Annotated in this window: 18 protein-coding genes, 1 pseudogene and 1 riboswitch; of the genes and pseudogenes, 9 read left to right on the forward strand and 10 right to left on the reverse strand. The window is 74.1% G+C overall.

Annotated features, from left to right (window positions below; genetic code table 11):
- Nucleotides 1-114: 114 nt before the first annotated feature.
- Nucleotides 115-1,530, forward strand: coding sequence for a dihydrolipoyl dehydrogenase family protein (locus LX83_RS10470; RefSeq protein WP_253769794.1), 1,416 nt, complete (start codon nucleotides 115-117; stop codon nucleotides 1,528-1,530).
- Between the two features lie 44 nt (nucleotides 1,531-1,574).
- Here LX83_RS10470 and LX83_RS10475 read toward each other — a convergent pair whose 3' ends face one another.
- Complete coding sequence (locus tag LX83_RS10475; protein WP_253769796.1) at nucleotides 1,575-2,858, reverse strand: hypothetical protein; 1,284 nt, start codon at nucleotides 2,856-2,858, stop codon at nucleotides 1,575-1,577.
- Nucleotides 2,859-3,234: 376 nt separating this feature from the next.
- On the opposite strand from LX83_RS10475, the gene LX83_RS10480 reads away from it, so the two are divergent.
- Together LX83_RS10480 and LX83_RS10485 are read left to right on the forward strand one after the other, a co-directional pair.
- Complete coding sequence (locus tag LX83_RS10480; RefSeq protein ID WP_253769798.1) at nucleotides 3,235-3,738, forward strand: DUF3145 domain-containing protein; 504 nt, start codon at nucleotides 3,235-3,237, stop codon at nucleotides 3,736-3,738.
- A 125-nt stretch (nucleotides 3,739-3,863) separates the two neighbouring features.
- A complete protein-coding gene (locus LX83_RS10485; RefSeq protein WP_253769800.1) occupies nucleotides 3,864-4,451 on the forward strand; it encodes a hypothetical protein in 588 nt (195 codons plus the stop codon).
- A 196-nt stretch (nucleotides 4,452-4,647) separates the two neighbouring features.
- Here the strand turns inward: LX83_RS10485 and fabF are convergent, their stop codons facing one another.
- From fabF to LX83_RS10510, 5 genes are all read right to left on the reverse strand, one after another.
- Entirely contained in the window at nucleotides 4,648-5,880 is a 1,233-nt protein-coding gene (gene fabF, locus LX83_RS10490; RefSeq protein ID WP_253769802.1) for a beta-ketoacyl-ACP synthase II, read from the reverse strand.
- On the reverse strand, nucleotides 5,877-6,116 hold the full coding sequence (locus tag LX83_RS10495) for an acyl carrier protein (RefSeq protein ID WP_253769804.1): 240 nt from the start codon (nucleotides 6,114-6,116) through the stop codon (nucleotides 5,877-5,879). Before LX83_RS10495 ends, fabF begins: the two co-directional genes overlap by 4 nt.
- A 79-nt stretch (nucleotides 6,117-6,195) precedes the next feature.
- Nucleotides 6,196-7,200 (reverse strand): beta-ketoacyl-ACP synthase III, encoded by a 1,005-nt coding sequence (locus LX83_RS10500; RefSeq protein WP_407649517.1) that lies wholly within the window; start codon nucleotides 7,198-7,200, stop codon nucleotides 6,196-6,198.
- Complete coding sequence (locus LX83_RS10505; RefSeq protein ID WP_253769806.1) at nucleotides 7,197-8,156, reverse strand: ACP S-malonyltransferase; 960 nt, start codon at nucleotides 8,154-8,156, stop codon at nucleotides 7,197-7,199. Before LX83_RS10505 ends, LX83_RS10500 begins: the two co-directional genes overlap by 4 nt.
- A 306-nt stretch (nucleotides 8,157-8,462) precedes the next feature.
- A complete protein-coding gene (locus LX83_RS10510; protein WP_253769808.1) occupies nucleotides 8,463-9,866 on the reverse strand; it encodes a PucR family transcriptional regulator in 1,404 nt (467 codons plus the stop codon).
- A gap of 266 nt (nucleotides 9,867-10,132) precedes the next feature.
- Between LX83_RS10510 and LX83_RS10515 the strand changes: the two genes are divergently transcribed.
- The 4 genes from LX83_RS10515 to LX83_RS10530 all read left to right on the forward strand — a co-directional run bounded on the left by LX83_RS10515 (nucleotide 10,133) and on the right by LX83_RS10530 (nucleotide 16,641).
- Nucleotides 10,133-11,191, forward strand: coding sequence for a mechanosensitive ion channel family protein (locus LX83_RS10515; protein ID WP_253769809.1), 1,059 nt, complete (start codon nucleotides 10,133-10,135; stop codon nucleotides 11,189-11,191).
- Nucleotides 11,192-11,324: 133 nt separating this feature from the next.
- A riboswitch (FMN riboswitch) is annotated at nucleotides 11,325-11,475 on the forward strand.
- A 148-nt stretch (nucleotides 11,476-11,623) separates the two neighbouring features.
- On the forward strand, nucleotides 11,624-12,262 hold the full coding sequence (gene pnuC / locus LX83_RS10520) for a nicotinamide riboside transporter PnuC (protein ID WP_253769812.1): 639 nt from the start codon (nucleotides 11,624-11,626) through the stop codon (nucleotides 12,260-12,262).
- Nucleotides 12,263-12,772: 510 nt separating this feature from the next.
- A complete protein-coding gene (locus LX83_RS10525) occupies nucleotides 12,773-15,307 on the forward strand; it encodes a DEAD/DEAH box helicase (RefSeq protein WP_253770173.1) in 2,535 nt (844 codons plus the stop codon).
- Nucleotides 15,304-16,641 carry an SWIM zinc finger family protein gene (locus LX83_RS10530; protein ID WP_253769813.1) on the forward strand — a complete coding sequence of 446 codons (1,338 nt, stop codon included), beginning with the start codon at nucleotides 15,304-15,306 and terminating at the stop codon, nucleotides 16,639-16,641. The genes LX83_RS10525 and LX83_RS10530 overlap by 4 nt, the downstream gene beginning before the upstream one ends.
- Nucleotides 16,642-16,658: 17 nt before the next feature.
- Here LX83_RS10530 and LX83_RS10535 read toward each other — a convergent pair whose 3' ends face one another.
- Nucleotides 16,659-17,135, reverse strand: a complete 477-nt coding sequence (locus LX83_RS10535; RefSeq protein WP_253769815.1) for an RrF2 family transcriptional regulator — start codon at nucleotides 17,133-17,135, stop codon at nucleotides 16,659-16,661.
- A gap of 56 nt (nucleotides 17,136-17,191) precedes the next feature.
- Here LX83_RS10535 and LX83_RS10540 point away from each other — a divergent pair, with 56 nt between their 5' ends.
- Nucleotides 17,192-18,673 (forward strand): MFS transporter, encoded by a 1,482-nt coding sequence (locus tag LX83_RS10540; protein ID WP_253770175.1) that lies wholly within the window; start codon nucleotides 17,192-17,194, stop codon nucleotides 18,671-18,673.
- A gap of 428 nt (nucleotides 18,674-19,101) precedes the next feature.
- Here LX83_RS10540 and LX83_RS10545 read toward each other — a convergent pair whose 3' ends face one another.
- Nucleotides 19,102-19,845, reverse strand: coding sequence for an SDR family oxidoreductase (locus LX83_RS10545; RefSeq protein WP_253769817.1), 744 nt, complete (start codon nucleotides 19,843-19,845; stop codon nucleotides 19,102-19,104).
- Between the two features lie 70 nt (nucleotides 19,846-19,915).
- On the opposite strand from LX83_RS10545, the gene LX83_RS10550 reads away from it, so the two are divergent.
- Complete coding sequence (locus tag LX83_RS10550) at nucleotides 19,916-20,794, forward strand: LysR family transcriptional regulator (RefSeq protein WP_253769819.1); 879 nt, start codon at nucleotides 19,916-19,918, stop codon at nucleotides 20,792-20,794.
- On the opposite strand, the gene LX83_RS10555 is transcribed toward LX83_RS10550, so the two are convergent.
- Both LX83_RS10555 and LX83_RS10560 read right to left on the reverse strand, forming a co-directional pair.
- On the reverse strand, nucleotides 20,779-21,999 hold the full coding sequence (locus tag LX83_RS10555) for a S8 family peptidase (protein WP_253769821.1): 1,221 nt from the start codon (nucleotides 21,997-21,999) through the stop codon (nucleotides 20,779-20,781). The genes LX83_RS10550 and LX83_RS10555 overlap by 16 nt on opposite strands.
- A gap of 92 nt (nucleotides 22,000-22,091) precedes the next feature.
- Nucleotides 22,092-23,288: pseudogene (locus LX83_RS10560) on the reverse strand (S8 family peptidase); the annotation flags it as partial.
- Nucleotides 23,289-23,820: the final 532 nt, after the last annotated feature.

The following is a 23,820-nucleotide window of genomic DNA, read 5'->3' on the forward strand; positions in this document are numbered from 1 at the left end:
CCGTTCACACCGGTCACCGGCATGATGTCGGCTGGCCGACACGGCGGGAAGCCCCCGCGTCACGCGGTCGGGCACCGATTTGCCCGGTGCGGCCGCCTGGTGTGGGGTGTGCGGGTGACGAGCGAGACGTTCGACGTAGTGGTGGTCGGTGGCGGCGCGGTGGGGGAGAACGCCGCTGGCCGGGCCGCGCGGGGCGGGCTGAGCACCGCGCTGGTCGAGGCCGACCTGGTCGGCGGTGAGTGTTCCTACTGGGCGTGCATGCCGAGCAAGGCCCTGCTGCGGCCGGGCAGCGCGCTCGCCGCGGCGCGGCGGGTGCCCGGGGTGCGGGCGGACGAGCACCTGGCCGCCGCGGAGGTGCTGGCCAGCCGCGACGGGTTCACCGCGCACTGGAACGACGCCGGCCAGGTGGACTGGGCCGAGGGCGCCGGCCTCACCGTGGTGCGCGGCCGGGCCCGGCTGACCGGGCCGAGGGCGCTGACCGTGACCACGCCCGACGGCGAGAGCCGGGCGCTGACCGCGCGGCACGCCGTGGTGCTGTGCACCGGCAGCGAGCCGGTCAAGCCGCCCATCCCCGGGCTGGCCGACACCCCGGTCTGGACCTCGCGCGAGGCCACCTCCGCGCACGAGGTGCCTGGCCGGCTGGCGGTGCTCGGCGGCGGCGTGGTCGGGGTGGAGATGGCGCAGGCGTGGGCGCGCCTGGGCGCGGCCGTGACGCTGATCGTGGCCGAGGACCGCCCACTGGCCAAGCTGCCGGACTTCGCCGGCGCGCTGGTCGCCGACGGGCTGCGCGCCGACGGGGTGGACATCAGGCTCAACGCCAGGGCCGAGCGCGTGTCCACCGTGGCGGGCGGGGTGGCCGTGCAGCTGTCCGGCGGGGACCGGGTGGTGGCCGACCACCTGCTGGTGGCCACCGGGCGCCGGCCGGCCACCGGGGGCCTGGGCCTGGAGCACGTCGGGCTCACCCCGGGCGAGCCGCTCACCGTGGACGACTCCGGGCTGGTCGCCGGGGTCGCCGGCGGCTGGCTGTACGCGGCCGGTGACGTGACCGGCCGGGCCATGCTGACCCACCAGGGCAAGTACGGCGCGCGGGTGGTCGGTGACGCCATCGTGGCGCGGGCGCGCGGCGAACTGGACCAGCCCCGGCCGTGGAGCCCGCACGCGGCCACCGCCTACCACGCGGCCGTGCCCCAGGTCGTGTTCACCGACCCCGAGGTGGCGTCGGTGGGCCGCACCGCCGAGGCCGCGCGGCGCGACGGGGTGCGCACCAGGGTGGTCGAGCTGGACATCGCGGTCGCCGGCTCGGCACTGCACGCCCGCGACTACACCGGCCGGGCCAGCATGGTGGTGGACGAGGACCGCCGGGTGCTGGTCGGCGTCACCTTCGTCGGGCCGGACGTGGCCGAGCTGCTGCACGCGGCCACCATCGCCATCGTCGGCGAGGTGCCGCTGGACCGGCTCTGGCACGCGGTGCCCGCCTACCCCACGGTGAGCGAGGTCTGGCTGCGGCTGCTGGAGGCCTACGGCCTGTGACCCCGGCCGGCCTCACCGGCTGCCGGTGTCACTGGCTGCTGGTGTCACTGGATGCTGGGCAGCCGCAGCGCCTGCTCGGTGAGTTCGCCCAGCTGCGGGTCGTCGGTGGCGGCCCCGCCCTCGACCCACGCCGCCTGGGCGAGCCGCACCGTGCTCCCGGTCCGCGAACTGGCGAAGGTGGCCTGGTCGAACGACTGCGGGCCACCCACCCAGCGGGTGCCCTCCCTGGCCATGTCGTTGATGCCGCCCGCGCCGGGCGTGCCGAGCCGGCTGCGGAACTGGTCGGCGCGCGTGGTGTCGTCGAACCGGACCTCGGCCAGCCACACCCCCACCGCGCGACCGTCCACAGTGGTCTCGTACTGGGCGCGGCGCAGCTCCCGGCACGGGTTGTCGGCCAGCCAGGCGCGCACGTCCCCGTAGGCGTGCGCGGCGCAGTCCCGGTCGCTGTCCGCGCCCCTGGGCAGGAAGCTCGTCCCGGCCACGCTGACCGCGTTGGTGGTGGGCGCGGCCGGCCCGGTGGACACCGCGTCGCGGCCGGAACCGACGGCCACCGCGATCCCGCCCACCAGCAGCCCGCCGATCAGCCCGGCCGCGGCGAACGGCAGCCAGCGCGGGGCCCGGCGCTGCGCGGCCCCGACCGGCTGCGGGGTGGGCTGGACCCGGGCGGGCACCCGGGGCAGCAGCGTGGTGCTCGCGGTCGCCAGCGGCGCGGTGACCACCTCGGGGAACCCCTCGACCCGCAGGTCGCCCACGCGCACCGCGGCGGCCGCGGCGGCCGGCAGCAGCGCGCCGATCACCTGCTGGGCCTGGGCCACCGCGCAGGGCCGGTCACAGGTGGCCAGCTCCCGGACGGCGGCCAGCAGGCTGCCCGGCTCGGGGTGCAGCACGCGCACCCCCCGGTTCAGGTCGGTGGTGGGCTGCACCACCTTGTCCACGTACGGGCCGACCGCCACCACCGTGCTGACCGGCAGCGGCTCGACGCGCATCAGCTGCAGCCGGTTGGCCACGGCCGCGGCGGCGTCCAGCGCCTCGCGCGCCGGGCTCACCGCCCCGTCCGACCGGGTCAGCGGCCAGCCGTCGATGCGCCACGGCCCGGCCAGCGGCGCCTCCAGCCGCATCGCCGGATCGGGCAGGTCCACGCCAACGATCACGATCACGCCCCTGGGCAGCACCACCAGCGCGTCCAGCGCGCGCGGGCAACCAGGGGGCTGCACGCCGAGCAGGGCGACCCCACCGAGTATGTTCTCCCCCGAGCCCCACGTGGCCAGTGCGGCTCGCACGTCCGCTCCGACCTGTGAGGGTTCCTTGCCGAACCGGATCAGGCGCACGGCCCACCTCCCTGCGCTCGCCGTACCGGCCGAGCGCTACCCCGATCTTCGCTGACCACCGTAGCCTCGCTGGAGAATCCGGAGGCGGCCATTCGGAACGGCGTGATCAGTGCGACGGGGTGACCGGCCACGGTGGACAGTGCCAGCGGCACCCTCACCGGATGGTGGGACACGGTCACCCGCCCGCCCGGCGCGCCGCTGGGTGCGCGGCCGGACCTGAGCGCTCGACGGGGTGAATGCGTTCCCGGGTTCCTCGGCGTTCTTCTGGCGGACGCGGCCACGGGCAGGGCAGAATGGCGCATCGGGTGATCGCGTGGTCGTCCACTGGGCGAGGTCGTAGGGGAAGACGTCCCTCGTCGAACAGCGGAGGTCAGCAGTGAGCACCCGTGGCAGCACCAGTGGCGTGGTCTACGTCCACTCGTCGCCGTCTGCGGTCTGCCCGCACGTCGAGTGGGCGATCTCGGGCGTCCTCGGCGGCCGGGTGGACCTTCGGTGGACGGCGCAACCAGCGGCGCCGGGGCAGTTGCGCGCCGAGTGCGCCTGGACCGGCGACACCGGTTCGGGCGGCAGACTGGCCAAGGCGTTGCGCGCCTGGCCGATGCTCCGCTTCGAGGTCACCGAGGAACCCAGCCCCGGGGCCGACGGCGAGCGGTTCTGCTTCGCGCCCGGGCTCGGCCTGTGGCGCGGCAACACCAGTGCCAACGGTGACATCGTGGTCACCGAGGACCGGTTGCGGGCCCTGGCCGCGAGCAGCCGGGGCGGGGAGTCCTTCGCCCACCGGGTGGAGGAACTGCTCGGCGCCGCCTGGGACGACGCGCTGGAACCGTTCCGGCGGGCCGGGGACGGCGCACCCGTCACCTGGCTGCACCGGGTCGGGTAGGCCGTCGCCTCGCCTGGCGGCCGGTGGGCCGGGGCCGGGCGAACCGGGACTGGGTGGGCCGGGCGTGGACCGCCCACCCGACCATCGGCGGACACCCCACCGACGCGTTGTGGCACCCTCGACGGGTGCCACCCGCTCAGCAGACCTCGTCAACCGTGCGCTGGATGATCCCGCTCGTCGTGCTGGTCGCCGCCGCCTCCGCCGGCGCCGGGCTGCTGACCAGGGAGATCTACCAGCGTCCGCTGGTCGACACGCCGCCGCTGGCCGAGGTCAGCTCGACGACGCCGCGGGCCGCCCTGCCCGGGGACCGCACGGTGAAGCTGACCGCGGACGCCGCCGAACACCCGGAGCACGAGGCCGTCCGCGGGCTGTTGCAGAGCCACTTCGACGCGATCAACGACCGCCGCTACGACGCCTGGGCGGCCACGGTCACCGCGCTGCGCGCCCAGGGCATGCCCCGGAGCCAGTGGGAATCCGACTACGCGAGCACCCAGGACGGCAGCATCGTGGTGCAGCGGATCGAGTCCGCGTCCACCACCAGCCTGCGGGTGCTGCTCAACTTCGTCAGCACCCAGGACACCGCCAAGGCCCCGGACGACCTGCGCAGCGACTGCATCCGCTGGCGCGTGGTCTACCTGCTGGTCTGGGACGGCAACAAGCTCAAGCTGAGCAACGGGCCGGAGAACCGCAGCCCCCAGTACGAGTCCTGCTGACGCGGTACGAGTCCTGCTGACGCCCGACGGGGCCGGCGGGAGGTCCCGCCGGGTCCACCCGGCCCCGCATCACCCGAACGGCCCTGCCTGAAGTGTCAACTCGGGGGGTTTGCACAGTCGACTCGCGGGCGGGGGGGCCTGGGGTTCGAACCGGGTGGGGTGGCACAGCCCGGTTCGAACCACGGGGCGCGGCGGATCAGGCGGAGGTGAAGGCGAGGGTGACGTTGTGGCCGCCGAACCCGAACGAGTTGCTCACCGCGGCGTCCAACCTGACCTTGCGCGGCTCGCCGGCCACCACGTCCAGCTCCACCTTCGGGTCCAGGTTCTCCAGGTTCAGCGTGGGTGGGACGAGTCCGTCGCGAATGGACAGAACCGTGGCGATGCCCTCCACCGCGCCGGCCGCGCCGAGCAGGTGCCCCAGCGCGCCCTTGGGGGCGGTGACCACGGCGTGGTCGCCGATCGCCCGCCGCACCGAGATCGTCTCGGCCACGTCGCCCACCACCGTGGCGGTGGCGTGCGCGTTGACGTGCCCCACCTCCTCGGGGGACAGGCCGGCGGTGCGCAGGGCCGCCTTGATCGCCCGCATCTGGCCGATGCCCTCGGGGTGCGGCCCGGTGATGTGGTAGCCGTCGGAGCTGGTGCCCGCGCCGGCCAGCCGGGCGTAGACCCGGGCGCCGCGAGCGGCCGCGTACTCCGCGCGCTCCAGCACCATGATCCCGGCGCCCTCGCCGAGCACGAAACCGTCGCGGTCCGCGTCAAAGGGCCGGGACGCCCGCTCCGGCTCGTCGTTGCGCGTGCTCACCGTCCTGGCCTGGGCGAAGCCCGCCATGGTGATGGTGGTGATGCACGCCTCGGCGCCGCCGGCCACCACCACGTCCGCCTCACCGGCGCGCAGCATCCGCCACGCCCACGCCAGCGCCTCGGAGCCGGAGGCGCAGGCCGACACCGGGGCGTGCACCCCGGCCTGGGCACCCAGGTCCAGGCCGACGTGCGCGGCCGGGCCGTTGGGCATCAGCATCGGCACGGTGAGCGGCGAGACCTTGCGCAGCCCCTGGGTCTCGATCAGGTCGTCCTGGTGCAGCAGGGTGAGCGCGCCACCGATGCCGGTGCCGACCACCACGCCCAGCCGCTCCGGGTCGACCGCGTCCTTGTCCAGGCCCGCGTCCGCCCAAGCCTGACGCGCGGCGACCAGGGCGACCTGCTCGGAGCGGTCCAGCCGACGGGCCTCGACCCTGGGCAGGATCTCGGTGGGTTCGACGGCCAGCTGCCCGGCGATGCGGGCCGGCAGCTCGTACTTCTCGACCCACTCGGCCTCGATCCGGCTGATCCCGCTGCGGCCGTTGAGCAGACCGTCCCAAGTGGACGCGACATCCCCACCCAGGGGTGTGGTCGCGCCCAGCCCGGTGACGACGACGTCGTTATTGGTCATTTGTTGGTGGCGATGTAGTTCACCGCATCGCCCACGGTCTTGAGGTTGGCCAGCTGCTCGTCCGGGATCTTCACCCCGAACTTGTCCTCGGCCTGCACGGCGATCTCGACCATCGACAGCGAGTCGATGTCCAGGTCGTCCACAAAGGACTTCTCCTCGGTCACCTCGTTGGCCGCGACACCCGCGACCTCCTCGACGATCTCGGCGAGCCCCTTCTGGATGTCCTCGTTGCTCACGGACGCTTCCCTTCCTTCTCGCTGTTGCCGAACGGGCTCATGGCGCCCGCCCGCGAGTCTTCCGTGTGGTGCCGCCGGTTCACGGGGCGATCGCGACCTGGGCCGCGTACGACAGCCCGGCGCCGAACCCCACCAGCAGCATGACATCACCGCTGTGCACCTGCCCGGCCGCGGTCATGTGGTCTAACGCCAGCGGGATCGAGGCCGCCGAGGTGTTGCCGGAGTAGGTGATGTCGTCGGCCACCACCATCTCCGCCCGCGCGCCGTTGGCCCGCAGCTTGCGCGCCAACGCCTCCACGATGCGCAGGTTGGCCTGGTGCGGCACGAGCACGTCGATGTCGGCCAGGCTCAGCCCGGCCGCGGCCACCGCGCGCTCGGCGATCGGCCAGATCTGGGTGGTCGCCCACCGGTAGACCGACTGGCCCTGCTGGAACACGTAGCGGTTCTCCCGCAGGTAGATCAGGTCGGCCAGGTCACCGTTGCTGCCCCACACCACCGGGCCGATCATCGGCTCCTCCGACGGGGCCACCACGGCCGCGCCAGCGCCGTCCCCGAAGATCACGCAGTTGGCCCGGTCGGTCCAGTCCACCCAGTCGGTGAACCGCTCCGCGCCGATCACCAGCACCTTCCTGGCGCTGCCACCGCGGATCAGGTCCGAGGCCACCATGACCGAGTACGGGAAGCCCGCGCACGCGGCGTTCAGGTCGAAGGCCGCCGCCTGGACGATGCCGACCCGGTCGGCCACCCGTGCCGCCGCGTTGGGGATGCCGCCGACCAGCGTGCAGGTGGCCACGATCACCGTGTCCACCTCGTCGGGCGAGGTCCCGGAGTTGGCCAGCGCCTTGGCCCCGGCCGCCGTGGCCATGTCCACCAGGGACTGGTCCTCGTCGGCCAACCGGCGCTCCACGATGCCGACCCGCTGCCGGATCCACTCGTCGGAGGTGTCGACGAGCTTGGCCATGTCGTCGTTGGTCACCACCCGGTTGCCCTGGGCGCTGCCGAACCCGAGCAGGCGGGTGTGGGCCGGGCCGGTGCGCTGGCGCAGCGCCAGGCGCGGTGAGGTGCGGTCGCGGTCGTCGGTCACTGGGCGTTCTCGCTGCTCTCGGTCTCGTCGTTGCCACTGGCGGCGCCCAGCAGCTCGGCCACCTTGTCCAGGTGGTCGGGGGTCTTCAGGGCGAGAGTGCCGACCCCGGTTAGCTCCCGCTTGGCCAGCCCGGTCAGCGTGCCCGCCGGCGGCAGCTCGACCACGGCGTCCACCCCGAGGGCGCGCAGCGTGGCCTGGCAGGAGTCCCAGCGCACCGGCCGGGTCACCTGGGCGACCAGCCGCCGCAGCACCTCGGCACCCTCCTCGACAACGGTACCGTCCGCGTTGGACAGCAGCGGCCTGGTCGGGTTGGCGGTGGTCACACCGGCCGCCCGCGCCCGCAGCGCCTCCTCGGCCGGGGCCATGTAGTGGGTGTGGAACGCGCCGGCCACCTTGACCGCGACCGCCTTGCGGGCACCGGCCGGCGGCTCGGCGATGAGCTTCTCCAACGCGGGCAGCTGCCCGGCGGCCACGATCTGCCCGGCGCCGTTGCGGTTGGCCGCGATCAGCCCGAGGCTGTCCAGGTGCGCGACGACCTCGTCCGGGTCGCCACCGAGCACCGCGGCCATGCCGGTGGGCTCCAGCGCGCAGGCCGCGGCCATCTCCGCGCCGCGCACCGCGGCCAGCGCCACGGCGTCGTCCGCGCTGAGCACGCCGGCGATGGCACTGGCGGCGAGTTCACCCACGGAGTGGCCGGCGACCGGGACGTCCGCGGGCAGCTCGACGCGGCGGCTCAGCTCCTCGTATGCCAGCAGCGCGAGGGCGACCACCAGCGGCTGGGTCACCGCGGTGTCCTTGATCTCGTCCGCGTCCGCGGTGGTCCCCAGGCGGACCAGGTCGAGGCCGGTGGCCTCGGACCACCCCTCGACCCGCTGTCGTGCCCCGTCCAGTTCGAGCCACGGCGCGAGCATGCCGGGCGACTGGGAACCCTGGCCGGGGGCGAGAAGTGCGATCACGCGTTCACTGAACACGCTGACCCGCCCGGTCCGGGATGTTGCCGGACACGAAGTCCAGCGGCCGAAGTTGTGGAGCGTCTACAAACGCCCGGCGACGCACGGCTGTCGGTTTTCCCCGATTCATCCGGTGGACCAGGCGTTATCCCGCAGCGTAACCGGGCTGCCCGAACCCCGTCGGTTGTGGCCTGACCTGCTTCTTCTCCTCCTGCCCCGGTTCGGCCCGCTCCGGCGCGGTGGCCCGCTCCGGTGGCACGGCCTGGTCCGCTGGGGCGACCTGGTCCGGTGGGGCGGCCCGCTCCGGCGCGCTCACCACAGGCCGCGGGCCCTGGCCAGCCGGCCGACCGACAGCGCCACCCGCAGCACCAGCGAGTCCCTCGGGTCGTTGGGGTTGCGCCCGGTCAACTCGGTCACCCGGCGCAGCCGGTAGCGAACCGTGTTCGGGTGCACGTACAGCCGGCGCGCGCACGCCTCCAGCACGCCGCCGACCTCCAGGTAGGTGTCCACCGTGTCCAACAGCGCCGAACCCGCGTCCTCCAGCGGCCGGGCCACCCGGTCCACCAGCTGCCACTCGGCCTCCGGGTCACCGGCCAGCGCCCGCTCCGGCAGCAGGTCCGTGGACCGCACCGGCCGAGGCGCACCCGGCCAGCCCACCACCGCGCGCAGCCCGGACAGCGCGTCCGCGGCACTGCGGTGCGCCTCGGCGATGCTGGTCACGGTCGGGCCGGCCACCACCGGCCCCGGCCCGAACGCGTCGGCCATCCTGGCCAGCACGTCCGGCCCGCCGGTCGGCTCGGTGGACCCGGCCAGCACCACCACCAGCCGCGAACCCTGCACGCTCAGCAGCACCGGCCGGCCGATCCGGGCCGCCCGGCTGCGCACCCCGAAAACCACCTGCGGCGGGTCCTCCGACGGGGGGTTCCCCACCAGCACGGTGGCCTCGGCGGCCAGGTCCCAGCCCAACGCCGCGGCCCGCGAGTACAGCGACTCCTCGGCGTCACCCCGCACCACGCCGTCCACCACCAGCGCCTCCAGCCGGGCGTCCCACGCGCCCCTGGCCTCGGCGGCCGCCGCGTAGGAGGTGGCCGCGGCAAAGGCGATCTCCCGGCCGTAGCGCAGCACCGCCTCGGTCAGCGGCACCCGCTCGGCCGCGCTGTCGGCCAGGCCGGGCAGCTGCCGCTCGAACACCTCCAGCGCGACCCGGACCAGCTCCACGGTCTGGCGCAGCGACACCCAGCGGGACATGTCCCTCGGCGCGGCCCGGAACGCCTCGGCGGTGAGCCGGATCACCTGCTTGGGGTCGCGCAGCCAGGACACGAACCCGGACACCCCGCCCTGGATCACCAGCAGCACGCTGGCCCGCTGGTCGGCCGGCATCCGGCGGAACCAGGGCAGCCGCTGCTCCATGGCGGCGCTGGTGGCCGCGGCCAGCTCACCGGAGGCGCGTTCCAGGTTGTGCAGCGTTCGCGCGGACAGCGCCCGCGCCGCCGAGACCGCGCTGGTGGCGTTCGGGGCATCAGGGGCATCAGAGGCATCAGGGGCGTCCGGGGCACCGGCGCTGCCGCCCGGCTCGGTCGGGCTGGTCGCGTCATTGGGGCTCTCGCCCGACTTCGCCGGGCGCGCTGTGCCGCTGGGGCTCTCGCCCGACTTCGTCGGGCGCGCTGTGTCACTCGGGCTCTCGCCCGACTTCGTCGGGCGATCCGCGCTGCTCATGTCGCCCAGAATCGCACGCTGGGCCGCTGCCGCCCCGCTCCCGGGGCCGCGCGGTCACCGGGCCGGCCACGTAGTCGGGCCGCCCGGCGAGCGAAGCGCCGGGCGGCCCTCTCCCCGGTCCCCACCGGTCCCTCCACTCTGGACTGTTTTGGCGAGAAACGCCACGTCAGTCACTCCTTCGTGCCACAGCCAGTTTGCCTTGGGCATGCCGCTGGGAAACGCTCCACCCAACACGTGAACGGTCGAGCTGCCCAGAGGAGAGTGTTGTGGGCGATCAACTGCGCCGAGGGCTCGGGGACGCCTGGTCGGAACTCATCTCGTTCGTCCCCAGGCTCGTGGGCTTCCTGCTGGTGCTGCTCGTCGGCTGGCTGATCGCCAAGGCCCTGGCCAAGGGCGTTGACCTGCTGCTCACCCGGACCGGCTTCCCGAAACTGGTGGAGCGCGCCGGGATCAGCCGAGTGCTGGGCAAGGCCCCGGTCAGCGCGACCGGACTGATCGTCAAGCTGGTCTTCTACTTCGTGCTGCTGATGGCGCTGCAACTGGCGTTCGGCATGTTCGGCGCCAGCAACCCGGTCAGCCAACTGCTCAATCAGGTGATTGCCTACCTGCCCCGGATCGTGGTGGCGGTGGTGCTGGTCCTGGTGGCCGCCGCGATCGGCGCGGCACTGCGGGACGTGCTCGCCAGCGCGCTCGGCCAGCGACCGCACACCGGCCTGATCGGCACCGGCGTCCGGGTGTTCGTCATCGCCCTCGGCGTGATCGCCGCGCTCGACCAGCTCGGCATCGCCGTCACCGTGACCCTGCCCGTGCTGATCACCGTGCTGGCCACCATCGGTGGGGTGCTGGTGGTCGGGGTGGGCGGCGGTCTCGTCCGGCCCATGCAGCGGCGCTGGGAGGACTGGCTCACCCGGCTGCAGCACGAGGCCGCCCGCACCCCCGCCCCCGCCACCGCACCGGCCGGCGCCGGCGGCCCCGGCGGGACCGGCCGGGCCGACGAGGGCGCTGACCGGGCCGGCGTGGAGGACACCGCCCAACTGGGCGGCCCGGCCGGCGAGCGGTGGAGCGGGGAACGCCGGGAGAGCGGGCGCCCGGAACGCGGCAGACAGGAGAGTGGCCGACAGGAGGACCAGGACGAGGAGACGTGGTCGGACCGCGGCTCCTGGTCCGGTGAACTGCACGCGGACGACGAGATCGGTGGCGGCGCCGGCCGCCGCCGGATCGGCCGGGCCGGCCGGCACGCCAGCAGCCCGCCACCCCCGCAGCGGCCCACCCGCCGGGAGGACCCGCCCACGCCACCGGCCGGCCTGGGCTCCCTGCCGGACTGAGGACGGCGGACTGGGTGGAGGCGGCGGCTGGACGTGCGGCCGCGACCGGTCTGCCCGATCGTGGTCCTGGTGAGACAGCTCACAAGAAGTGGGGGAACAGGGGCTGCGGTGCTGATGTTGGCGCAGTCAGGAGACGTGCGCTCCGGGGCTCGGTGAAATTCCGAACCGGCGGTGAGCGGTCCGACCAGGACCGTCCAGCCCGCGACCCGTCAACGACCTCGTTGGCGGTTGACCCGGTGGGATTCCGGGGCCGACGGTGACAGTCCGGATGGGAGGACGCGCACGCTGCTCGACCGTGCCGTGGATCCGCGTTCGCGCGGCTCTCGGCCAGCGAGCTGGTCGCCGCCCGCCAGGGGCACGTGGCCGGCCGCTGGTCGGTGCGCGTCTCGGGCATCCCCGTGGCCCCCGGAGCGTTGGGAAGGAGCGCTCGGGGTGCAGGTGCTGTGGAATCACGGGATCACCGTGCTCGGCCAGTGGATGTCCTTCGCCGAGTTCATCGGACAGATATTCGCCCTGACCGTCGTCGTGTTGGCGCACCGGCGCACGGTGTGGTCGTGGCCGGTCCAGGTCTGCTCGAACGTGCTGCTGTTCTGGGTGTACACCTCGGTCCACCTGGGCGGGCTGGCCGCCAGGCAGGTGGTGATCCTGCTGCTCGCCATCTACGGCTGGTGGCAGTGGACGCGGCGGCGTGACCCGGTCTTCGGGCTGGTGGTGCGCACCGGAACCACCCGGGAGCGGCTGCTCATCCTGGGGCTGCTCGGCGTGGGCACGGTCGCCATGGCCCTGGTGCTCAAGGCGCTCAACGCCTCCTGGGCGCCGTGGCCGGACGCGGCCATCTTCGTCGGCACGGCCGTGGCCTACCTGGCCCAGGCGCGCGGCCTGGTCGAGTTCTGGCTGGTCTGGCTGGCCGTGGACGCGGTGGGCGTGCCACTGCAGCTGAGTTCGGGGCTGTGGTTCAGCGCCCTGGTCTACGTGGTGTTCGCCGTGCTGGTGGTGCGCGGGTGGCTGGACTGGAACCGCACCGCCAAGCAGACCGCGCGGGTGCGCGCCCAAGCCCTGGGCACCGCCTGAGCCACCACGCCGGCCGGCCCGCGTGGGTGAGCGCGGCCGCCCCGCGAACAGCGGTTACCTTGGTGCGCCCGTGTCTGGTCTCCGGTGCGGCCCACGGCCCACCCGGGCGGCGCACCCGTGGGCGGACCGGTGTGCCGGGCGGCTCGGCGCGGGCGGACAGGGGCGAGGCCAGGGAGGGACGGGCCGTTGGGCGGCAACACCGGTCGAGGGTTGAGCGCGGACACGCTGCGGCGGCTCGCGCGGTGCGCGGTGGTGTTCGAACCGGGCGACCCACCCAGGACCGGCGGGCTCGCCTTCTACCGCCCGGACTCCGGCCCGCACGTCGAGCTGCCCGAGGACGTCGGCGACCCCGGTGAGCTGACCGTGGTCAGCGCCGACGCCGCCGGGGTGCGCCAGACGCGCGTGCCCGCGCTGCGGCTGCCGGTCGGTGCGGCCGTCCCGGTGCTGACCAGGGCCCGCCAGCAGCCGGACGCGCACCCGGCCGCGGCGTTCTGGGGCGCGGCCGCGCTCATGGCCCTGCAACTGGTCGCCAGGGGCCGGCTGCTGCCCGGCGTCTCGCCAGGGGACTTCGACGCCTGGCGGGTCGGCCCGCTGGACGCGGCCGACGTCGAGCGGCTGCGCCGGCTGGCCGAGGCCATGCCGGCCACCGCGCGCGCCGTGCCGGTGCCCGGGCGCACACCGCTGGAACTGCCCAACGCCGAGGCGGCGGTGCGCGCCTTCCTGGACGCGGTCGCCGACGGCATGCCCAGGACCCCGGCCGCCGAGCACGCCGCGGGCAGTCCGCTGTTCGCCGCCGCCGCCCCGCAGCGGGTGCCCCGACTGCGCGGCTGGGCCGGTGAGCTGGCCGCCGGCGTCGACGCCGGGGTGCGCGTGTCACTGCGCCTGGAACTGCCCGGCCTGACCAGGTTCGGCGCCGCCGCACCCGACACCCTGCCCGACGAGGTCGCCTTCCACGCCGTGGTGCAGGTGCACGACCTCGCCGACCCCACCCTGGTCGTCGACGCCGGCCAGCTCTGGGCCGGCACCGGCCACGGGTTCGCCGCGTCGGCCCGGATCGACACCATGGTGGCGGTGCGCCGCGCCGCCCGGGTGTGGCCGGTGCTGGAGCGGCTGCTGGCCCAGGCGGTGCCCGACGAACTCGCGCTCAGCGACGAGGACGTGCACGAGCTGTTCGGCACCGCCGCCGCCCGGCTGGCCTCGGTCGGCGTGGACGTGCACTGGCCCAGGGAACTGGCCAGGGACCTGACCGCGCGGGCCGAGGTGGCCGCGGCCGAGGCCGCCCCGTCGGACCTGCCGGCGTTCTTCGGCGGCACCACCCTGCTGCGGTTCAACTGGCAGGTGGCCCTCGGCGACGACGTGCTCACCGAGGCCGAGCTGGACCAGTTGGCCGAGGCGCACCGACCGGCCGTGCGCCTGCGCGACCAGTGGGTGCTGGTCGACCCGGAACTGGTGCGCCGGGCCCGAGAACGCGAACTGAAGCCGCTGGCCGCGATCGACGCCCTGGGCGCGGTGCTGACCGGCAGCGCCGAGATCGACGGCGAACGCGTCCCGGTGGCGTCCACCGGGTGGCTCGCGGAGCTGCGCGAGCGGCTGGACCGGCTGGACGGCGACGACCTGGTCGCCCAGCCCGCCGCACTGGCCGCCACCCTGCGCGACTACCAGCTGCGCGGCCTGCGCTGGCTGGCCCAGCTGACCGCGGTGGGCCTGGGCGGCTGCCTGGCCGACGACATGGGCCTCGGCAAGACCATCACGCTCATCGCGCTGCACCTGCACCGCCAGGAGCACCCCGACACCGCCGGCCCCACCCTGGTGGTCTGCCCGGCCTCGCTGCTGGGCAACTGGGAGCGGGAGATCCAGCGGTTCGCCCCCGGCGCGGCCGTGCGCCGGTTCCACGGCCCGGGCCGGTCCCTGGACGGCCTCACCGACGGGTTCGTGCTCACCACCTACGGCACCATGCGGCTGGACGCCGAGCGGCTGGCCGGGGCGAGCTGGGGCATGGTCGTGGCCGACGAGGCACAGCACGTGAAGAACCCGCTGTCCGGCACGGCCAGGGCACTGCGCACCATCCCCGCGCCCGCGCGGGTGGCGCTGACCGGCACCCCGGTCGAGAACAGCCTCGCCGAACTGTGGTCCATCGTGGACTGGACAACACCGGGGCTGCTCGGCCCGCTCAGCGCGTTCCGCGCCCGCTGGGCCCGCCCGATCGAGGCGGACAAGGACCAGGCCACGGCCGCCCGGCTGGCCCGGCTGGTGCGGCCGTTCCTGCTGCGCCGCCGCAAGTCCGACCCGGGCATCGCGCCCGAACTGCCGCCCAAGACCGAGACCGACCGCCCGGTCGCGCTCAGCCGCGAACAGGCCGGGCTCTACGAGGCGGTGGTGCGCGAGATCATGGCCCAGATCAGTGCCAGCGACGGCATGCGACGGCGCGGCCTGGTCGTCAAGCTGCTCACCGGGCTCAAGCAGATCTGCAACCACCCCGCCCAGTACCTCAAGGAGTCCGCGCCGCAGCTGAGCGGCCGGTCCGGCAAGCTGGAACTGCTCGACGAACTCCTGGACACCATCCTCGCCGAGGACGGCGCCGTGCTGGTGTTCACCCAGTACGTGGCCATGGCGCGGCTGATCGAACGGCACCTGGACGAGCGGGGCGTGCCCAGCCAGCTGCTGCACGGCGGCACGCCGGTGGCCCGCCGCGAGGAGATGGTGCGGCGCTTCCAGGACGGCGAGGTGCCGGTGTTCCTGCTCTCGCTCAAGGCGGCCGGCACCGGGCTCAACCTCACCCGCGCCGAGCACGTCGTGCACTACGACCGGTGGTGGAACCCGGCCGTGGAGGACCAGGCCACCGACCGCGCCTACCGGATCGGCCAGACCCGGCCGGTGCAGGTGCACCGACTGGTCACCGAGGGCACGGTGGAGGACCGGATCGCCACCATGCTGGCGGCCAAGCGGGAACTCGCGGACGCGGTGCTGACCTCGGGCGAGGCCGCACTGACCGAGCTGTCCGACGCGGAACTGGCCGACCTGGTCGCGCTGAGGAGGGCCCGATGAGCACGTCCGCCCGTCGCCGCCGGTCCGCCGAGCAGCAGGCCAGGGCCTTCCCCGCGTTCCCGCCGCAGCGGCGCGGCGCGCGGTTCGCCCGGACCTGGTGGGGCGAGGCGTGGATCACCGCCATGGAGGACGCCTCCCTGGACCGCAAGCGCCTGTCCCGGGGCCGCACCTACGCCAGGGCCGGGTACGTGGGGCCGATCGTGGTCAGCCCCGGTCGGCTGGCCGCCCTGGTCTACGGCAGCCGCGACACGCCCTACCAGACGCAGGTGACCGTGGAGCAGCTCACCGCCGCCCAGTGGGACCAGTTCCTGGACCGGGTGGCGGCCACCGCCGGGCACATCGCCGCGCTGCTGGACCGGGACATGCCGCACGACCTGGTGAGTTCCGCCGAGGACCTGGGCATCCCGCTGCTGCCCGGCATCGGCGACCTGCAACCCGAGTGCACCTGCCCGGACTGGGGCGACCCGTGCAAGCACGCGGCCGCCCTGTGCTACCAGGCGTCCTGGCTGCTGGACGCGGACCCGTTCGTGCTGCTGCTGATGCGCGGGCGCGGTGAGCGGGAGCTGCTGGACGAGATGCAGCGGCGCAACGTGCGCCAGGCCGAGGTGTCCGTGCCGGCGGCCCGGACCGGCGGTGGGCCGGCCGGGGGCACCCCGGCGGCCGAGGCGTTCGCGGCGCGGCCGGCGCCCCTGCCCGACCTCGACGACCCGCTGCCGCCCGAGGACCACGCGGCCGAGCCGCTGCTGACCGTGCCCGAGGCGCCCGGCGTGGACCCGGCCGGGCTGGCCCTGCTGGCGCGGGACGCGGCCGGCCGGGCCCGCCAGCTGCTCGCCGACAGCCTGACCGGCCAGGGCGGTGACCTGCCGGCCGAGCTGACCCGCTGGCAGGACACGGTGCGGCTGGCCGCCACCCACCCGGGGGACTGGCCGCGCACCAGACAACCGGGCGACCCGAGCGGACCGCACCTGGCCAGAGCCGTGGCCGCGTGGACGTTCGGCGGGGCCGCCGGCCTGCAGACCCTGGAGCAGGCGTGGACACCCGACCGGCGCAGCCCGTTCCGCCGGGAACTCGCCCTGGCCCGCGCCGCCCTCGCCGACACCGGTGACGGCACCGGCGGCGCCGCGGTGGCCGGCGGCCCCGACGACACCGACCAGCCCGGGGAGCGGGTCTGGCGCAACCGGTGGACCGTGCCGGCCCTCGGGCTGCAACTGCGCTTCGGCCGGGACGGCCGCTGGTACGCCTACCGGGCCGACAACGGCGAGTGGGCGCCGGTCGGACCGCCCAGGAGCAGCGCGACCGAGGCCCTCGCCGACGCGCTGTCGGCGGCCGACTGAGCCGGCCGGCCGCGCGCTCAGCCGCCGGCGGCGGCCAGCAGGTCGGCGTTGCGCTCCCGGACCCCCGGCGGCAGTCGGTCGACCAGGTCGGCCACGGTGACCCCGCGCAGGCTGTCCCGCCACGCCGCGTCGGCCTGGTCCATCACGCTCCTGATCGCGCACGGGTTGCTGCACTGGTCCGGGCTGACCGCGCCGGTGCCGCGCTGGCGGATCTCCTGGCAGACGAACGCGCTGGTGCTGCCCTCGATGGCCTCGACAACGTCCAGCACGGTGATCCGCTCCGGGGACCGGGCCAGCCGGTAGCCGCCCCGGGGACCGGGCAGCGCGTGCAGCACCCCGGCGCGGGTCAGCGCCTGGAGGTGCTTGGCGAGGTAGGCGTCGGGCAGGCCGTAGTGGCCGGCCAGCACGTCCCGGCGGATCGGCCGGTCGGCCGGGGCCTGCGCCAGCAGCGAGGTGCAGTGCAGGCCCCACTCCACTCCCTGCGACAGCTTCATACCCTGATCGTAGACACGGCGTATCCCGGATATCTATTATCCGCGATGTGGTAGAGATGGTGCTCCCCACCCGAACGCGACACCCGGGCGTGCTGCTGGCCGTGCTGCTGTCCGCGCAGTTCCTGGCCCAGTTCGACTTCTTCGTCGTCAACGTCACCGCGCCCGCGCTGCACCGCGACCTGGGCGCCGGCCCGACCGCGCTGGAGCTGATCGTCGGCGGGTACGCGTTCACCTACGCGGCCGGCATGATCACCGGCGGCCGGCTCGGCGACCTGGTCGGCCACCGCCGCGTGTTCGTCCTGGGCATGCTCGCCTTCACCGTCACCACGCTGCTGTGCGGGCTGGCCGCCAACCCCGCCCAGCTGGTGCTCGCCCGGCTGGCCCAGGGCCTGGCCGGCGCGGTCATGGTGCCGCAGGTGCTGGCGGTGATCACCCGGGTCTTCCCGGCCGACGCCAGGGCCGCGGCCCTGGGCTGGTACGGCGTGGCCGGTGGGGTGGGCTCCATCGCCGGCCAGGTGTTCGGCGGCCTGCTGCTGCGCGCCGACGTGCTGGGCCTGGGCTGGCGGGTGGTCTTCCTGGTGGCCGTGCCGGTCGGCGCCATCGCGGCGGTGCTGGCCGCCCGGCTGCTGCCGTCCCACCCCGACCCGGCCGACCGTTCACCGGCCGACCGTTCACCGGCGGAGCCGGGCCGCCGCACCCGCCTGGACCTGCCCGGCGCCCTCGGGGTGGCCGGCAGCCTCGCCCTGGTCCTGGTGCCCCTGGCGATGGGCCGCACCCAGGGCTGGCCGGCGTGGACCTGGCTGTGCCTGGCCGCCACCCTGCCCGTGGCCGTGCTCACCGGGCGCCGGCAGCGGCGGCTGTCCGCCCTGGGTGGGCAGCCGGTGCTGGAGCTGTCCCTGTTCCGGGTGCCCTCCTACACCGCCGGCCTGATCGCGGGCGTGGCGTTCATGGGTTACTTCGCCAGCTTCATGTTCACCCTCACCCTGCTGCTGCAGGGCGGCCTCGGCCTGGGCGCGCTCGGCGCCGGCCTGGTCTTCGCCCCGATGGGCCTGCTGTACACCACGACCTCACTGCTGGGCGCCCGGCTGGTCGCCCGCCACGGCCGTCCGGTGATGGTGTTCGGCGGCTGCGTCACCGCCGCCGGCCTGCTGCTGCTCGCCCTGCGCCTGCTGGCCGCGCCGCAGTCCCCCGGCCTGGCCTGGGTGCTCGGCGCGCTGGCGCTGGTGGGCGTCGGCAACGGGCTGGTGCTGCCGCAACTGGTGGGCGCCGCCCTGGTGGGGGTGCGCCCGCACCAGGCCGGGATCGGCGCGGGCATGCTCACCACGACCCAGCAGTTCGCCGGCTCCGCCGGGGTCGCCCTGATCGGCGCGCTGTTCTTCGCCGTGGCCGGCGACGCGCCGACCGGCACCGACTACGCCGCCGCCATGACCTGCTCGGCCCTGGTCGACCTGGCCCTGATCCTGGTGGTGGTCACCCTGGTCGCCGTGACCCGCCGCGCCAGCCGCCGCGCCGCACCGCACCCGGTCAGCCCGCGGTAGAGCACTGCCGCTCCAGTGCGGATCACTGCCGCTCCAGTGCGGATCATTGCCGCTCCAGTAGGGCTCTCTGTCGACCCATTGCGGGTCGAGGTCAGCCCGTTGGGGGTTGCCACCGCTCTGTCCCTGATCGCTGTTACTCCAGTGCGGATCGCTGTCACTCCACTGCGGATCACTGCCGCTCCACTGCGGATCACCGCCACTCCAGTGTGGATCACTGCCAACCCATCTCGGGTAGAAGTCAGCCCGTTGTGGACTGGCATCACTCGCTGCTGCATCTCAGTCGCTCCAGTGCGGATCACTGCCGACCCATCACGGGAGAGCAGACCGTTGTGGACTGCCAACGCTCTGCCCTGGATCGCTGCCGCTCCGCTCTGGGCCGGTCCGGTCCCGTTGAGGGCCGCTGCCGCTCGGTTGGCGCGGTCGCGGTCTCACCACCGCAGGGGGCCGTCCTCGTTGAAGAACCCGCCGGTGGGGCCGTCCGTGCCGAGGGTGGCCAGCCGGACGGCGACGGCCGCGCCCTGCGCGGCGGTGCGGTAGCCGCGGTGGTCGTTCAGGTCCGTGGCGCAGTAGCCCGGACACGCGGCGTTGACCAGGAAACCGTCCTTGCCGAGTTCCTTGGCGTACTGCACGGTCAGCGCGTTGAGCGCGGTCTTGGACGGGATGTAGGTGGCGGACACGAGCTCGCTGGTCGGGCTGTTCGGGTCGGTCATCTCCGCCATCGACCCCACTGAGCTGGACATGTTGACGATGCGCGGCGCCGCCGAGCGCCGCAGCAGCGGGAGCAGCGCGTTGGTCACGGTGAGCACGCCGAAGACGTTGGTGTCGAACACCGAGCGCATGGCGTCCGGGCTGGTCAGGCTCGGCGTGCCCGAGGCGTTCCCGGTGATGCCGGCGTTGTTGACCAGCACGTCGAGCCGGCCGAACCGCTCGTCGATCCGCTGGGCCGCGGCGGCGGCCGTGGCCGGGTCGGTCACGTCGAGCGTGATCGCGTGCACGTCCCCGCCGGCCGCCCGCGCCTCGGCGGCGGCCTGTTCGCCGCGCTCGGCGTCCCTGGCGGCGAGCAGCACGGTCATGCCCCGCTCGGCCAGTCCGGCCACGATCTGTCGGCCGATGCCCTTGTTGCCGCCGGTCACCAGGGCGATGGTCGGAGTGCGTGTGGTGCTTGCTGTCATGGCCGCAAGCTCACTCCAGCGCCCGAAAGAAGGGAAAGACCCGTTCGGTCCCGACCGATACCCTCACGGTATGAATCAGCTGGACTCGCGCGAGCTGCGGTACTTCGTGGCCGTGGCCGAGGAACTGCACTTCGGCCGGGCAGCCGAACGCCTGGGCATCGCCCAGCCGCCGCTGTCCCGAGCGATCCGCCAGGTCGAACGGCGGCTGGGCGTGACCCTGGTGGAGCGCACCACCCGCCGGGTCGCGCTCACCCCGGCCGGCGAGGTGCTGCTGCGCGAGGGGCACAAGGCACTGGACGCGCTGGCCGCGGCCGGCAACCGGGCGCGGCGCGCCGGCCGGTCCAGCCCGGCGCTGGCCGTGGTGCTCAAGCCGAACTGCGACGCCGGCCTGCTGCCCGAGATCCTCACCACCTACCGGGCCGACCCCGAGGCGATCCCGGTGGACGTGCTCGTCTGCGGCATCGGCGAGCAGGCCGGCGTGCTCCGGCAGGGCCGCGCCGACGTGGCGTTCCTGCACCACCCGTACGACGACCTGAGCGGGTTCGACACCGAGGACCTGCTCACCCTGCGCCAGGTGGCGGTGCTGCCGCCCGGACACCGGCTGGTCGGCCGGGCCGGCGTGCGCGTGGCCGACCTGCGCGACGAGCCACTGCCGCGCTGGCCGGGCATGACACCCGACCAGGCCAGCGGGCCTGAGGTGCGCGACAGCGGTCAACTGATGCAGTTGGTGGCGTTGGGGCTGGCCGTGGCCGTGATGCCGGAGACGGTCAGCCGGACCACGACGCTGCCCTGCGTACCCGTGGTCGACGCCGAGCCGATCACGCTGTCGCTCGGCTGGCCGGAGCGCAGCCGGTCGCTGGCGCTGGCCGCGTTCGTCCGTGCCGCCGCCGAGGTCGCGGCCCGTCGCCAGGCCAGTGGCCTGGCAGTGGCCGGTCAGGGGCCGACGTAGAGCAGCCGGTTGGGTGAGCCGGCGCCGACCCCGGTGAGCACGCCCGTGGTGGCCCTGGCGGCCAGCGCGGCCGTCACCGCGGCCGGGGTGGCGGTGGGGTTGTCGGCCAGGTACATGGCGGCGCCGCCGGCCACCAGTGGGGCGGCCATGGAGTTGCCGCTGAGCGTGTTGGTGGCCGTGGGGCTGCCGATCCAGGTCGAGGTGATGGTCACCGCCGGCGCGAAGATGTCCAGGCAGGACCCGTAGTTGGAGAACGAGGCCCTGCTGTCGGACATGGTGGTGCCGCCAACGGTGATCGCCTCGGTCACCCGGGACGGGGAGCTGTCGCACGCGCTGCTCGCGCTGCCGCCCGCGGCCACCGTGTAGGTCACGCCGGCCGCGATCGAGTTCCGCACCGCCTGGTCCAGCGCGCTGGAGGCACCGCCGCCCAGGCTCATGTTGGCCACCGCCGGCTTGACGTGGTGGGTGGTCACCCACTCCACGCCGGCCACCACGTCCGCGATCGTGCCCGAGCCGACGCAGTCCAGCACCCGCACCGCGTAGAGCTGGATGCCCTTGGCCGCGCCGTACGAGCCGCCACCGATGAGGCCGGCCACGTGCGTGCCGTGGCCGTTGCAGTCGTCGGCGATGGCGTCGTCGTCCACGAAGTCCCAGCCGTAGTGCGCGCGCCCGCCGAAGTCGGCGTGGTTGATGTTGATGCCGGTGTCGATGACGTAGGCGTGGACGTTGCCGGCCGGGTTCGGGTACGCGTACCGGCCGTCCATCGGCAGCGCGCGCTGGTCGATCCGGTCCAGCGCCCAGGAGGGCGGGTTGGGTTGCACGCCGGCGGCGCTCACCGCGGTGCCGCCCCGGCGCACGCGGGCGTTCTGCTCCACGCTGGCCACGGCGGGGTCGGCGGCCAGCCGCTGTGCCTGCGCCGCGCTCATGGTCACGGCGAAGCCGCGCAGCGCGGCCCGGTAGACGTGCTGGACGTGGCCGCCGTAGCGGGCGGCCAGGGCGGTCACGTCCAGTTCGGCCCCAGCCTGGTCGCGCAGCGCGACCAGGTAGCTGTCGGGCACGGCGTCGGCCGGAGCCGCGACCGCGACCACCCCGGAGCGGGCCGCAGGGGCAGTGCCGGCCGCGCTCGCCGTCGCCGGGTGCAGGGTGACGACGGCGACGCTGGCGGCCAGGCACAGACCCGTCCAGAGCGATCGTGGTCGCGGCATGGCTTCTCTCCTTGCCGGGAGTGGTGGCCCCGGGACGGAGCGTTCGTCCGCCCCGGGGCCGGAATCAGTCAGAACTCACCGAGCGGTCAGAACGAGCCGGTGTAGAGCAGCACGTTCGGCGAGCCGCTGCCCGGGCTGGTCACCACGCCGGTGGTGCCGGCGCCGACCAGGGCGTTGCGCACGGTGGCCGGGCTGGCCGACGGGTTGTTGGCCAGGTACAGCGCGGCCGCGCCCACCACGTGCGGGGTCGCCATGGACGTGCCGCTGATGGTGTTGGTGGCGCTGTCGCTGGTGTTCCACGACGAGGTGATGCTGGTGCCCGGCGCGAAGATGTCGACGCAGGAGCCGTAGTTGGAGTAGGAGGCCCTGGCGTCGGTGTTGGTGGTCGCGCCCACGGTGATCGCCTCCGGCGTGCGGGCCGGCGAGTAGTTGCAGGCGTTCGCCGAGCTGTTGCCGGCCGCGATGCCGTAGGTGACGCCCGAGGCGATCGAGCGCTGCACCGCCTGGTCCACCGCGGTGTAGACGCCACCACCCAGGCTCATGTTGGCCACGGCGGGGCTGGAGTGGTTCGCGGTCACCCAGTCGATGCCCGCGATCACGTCCGCGTAGCTGCCCGAACCGTTGCAGTCGAGCACCCGGACACCCACGATCTTCACGCCCTTGGCGACACCGTAGGTGGAACCGCCGATGGTGCCGGCCACGTGGGTGCCGTGGCCCTGGCAGTCGTCGGTGTTGGTGTCGTCGTCCACGAAGTCGTAGCCGGAGCTGGCCCGACCGCCGAACTGGCTGTGGCTGGCCCGCACACCCGTGTCGATCACGTAGGCGGTGACGTTGCTCGCCGTGGTCGAGTAGGTGTAGGTGGTGCTCAGCGGCAGGGCCCGCTGGTCGATGCGGTCAATGCCCCAGGTCGCGCCGGTCTGCGTGGCGTCCAGCCGCACCGTGCGGTCCTGCTCGACGTAGGCGACCGCCGGGTCGGCGGCCAGTCTGCGGGCCTGCTTCTCGCTCATCGTGGCCGAGAAGCCGGACAGCGCGGCCGAGTAGGTGTGCTTGATCGAGCTGCCGTACTTGCTGGCCAGGCTGTTCGCCGAGGCGGCTGCGGACACGCCGAGCGAGTCCTTGAGCACCACGACGTAGCTGCCGGGGATGGCGTCAGCCGCACCCGCGTCGAGGATGTTGGCCTCGGCCGCCGACGCGGTCGCCGTCGCGCCGGTTGTCACCGCCACGGCGGTGCCGGCGGCCAGCCCGATTCCGGCCAGCCGCCTGAGCCAGGTAGCACGAACTTCTCCCATGACTGGGCTCTCCCTTTGTGCAGGGCGCACCAGGGCCACCGGATAGGCGGCCCGGGCACTAGGGGGATAAGGGCAGGGTGTTCGCGCGAACTGGGTTCAGCGTAAATGCCGTCAGGCAGAAGAAAAGATACGAATATGTTTCATGAAGGGTGGGTTATTGACAGTATTCCCAATACTGTTAACAGCGGGGGACGGCGTGCCCGGCGGAGTCGGGACAAACGGGCAGGGCACCGTGCTCCACCTGGCACCCGGAGCAGGTGGCGGGGTATGCGGCGGCCTGCCCGTCAACACGGTTGGCCAAAGCCGGCCAGTTTTTGGCGGGGCGGGCCAGGGGGCCGCATTCCGGGCGGACGACTACGGTGAATTGCGCCGTTCACCCCAGTGCGCTAGGCGAATCCGACGCCCCCGGAAACGTCCGGCGCAACCCGGTGATCCACTTGCCCGATTGACCCGTGCGGCCGAACACATAATTCGCCACAACAAATCTGTGCGTTCGTACAGTCCACACCGCCGGGGGTGGCGGAGTGCGCCG

The sequence above is a fragment of the Goodfellowiella coeruleoviolacea genome (assembly GCF_024171785.1).
Classification (GTDB): domain Bacteria; phylum Actinomycetota; class Actinomycetes; order Mycobacteriales; family Pseudonocardiaceae; genus Goodfellowiella; species Goodfellowiella coeruleoviolacea.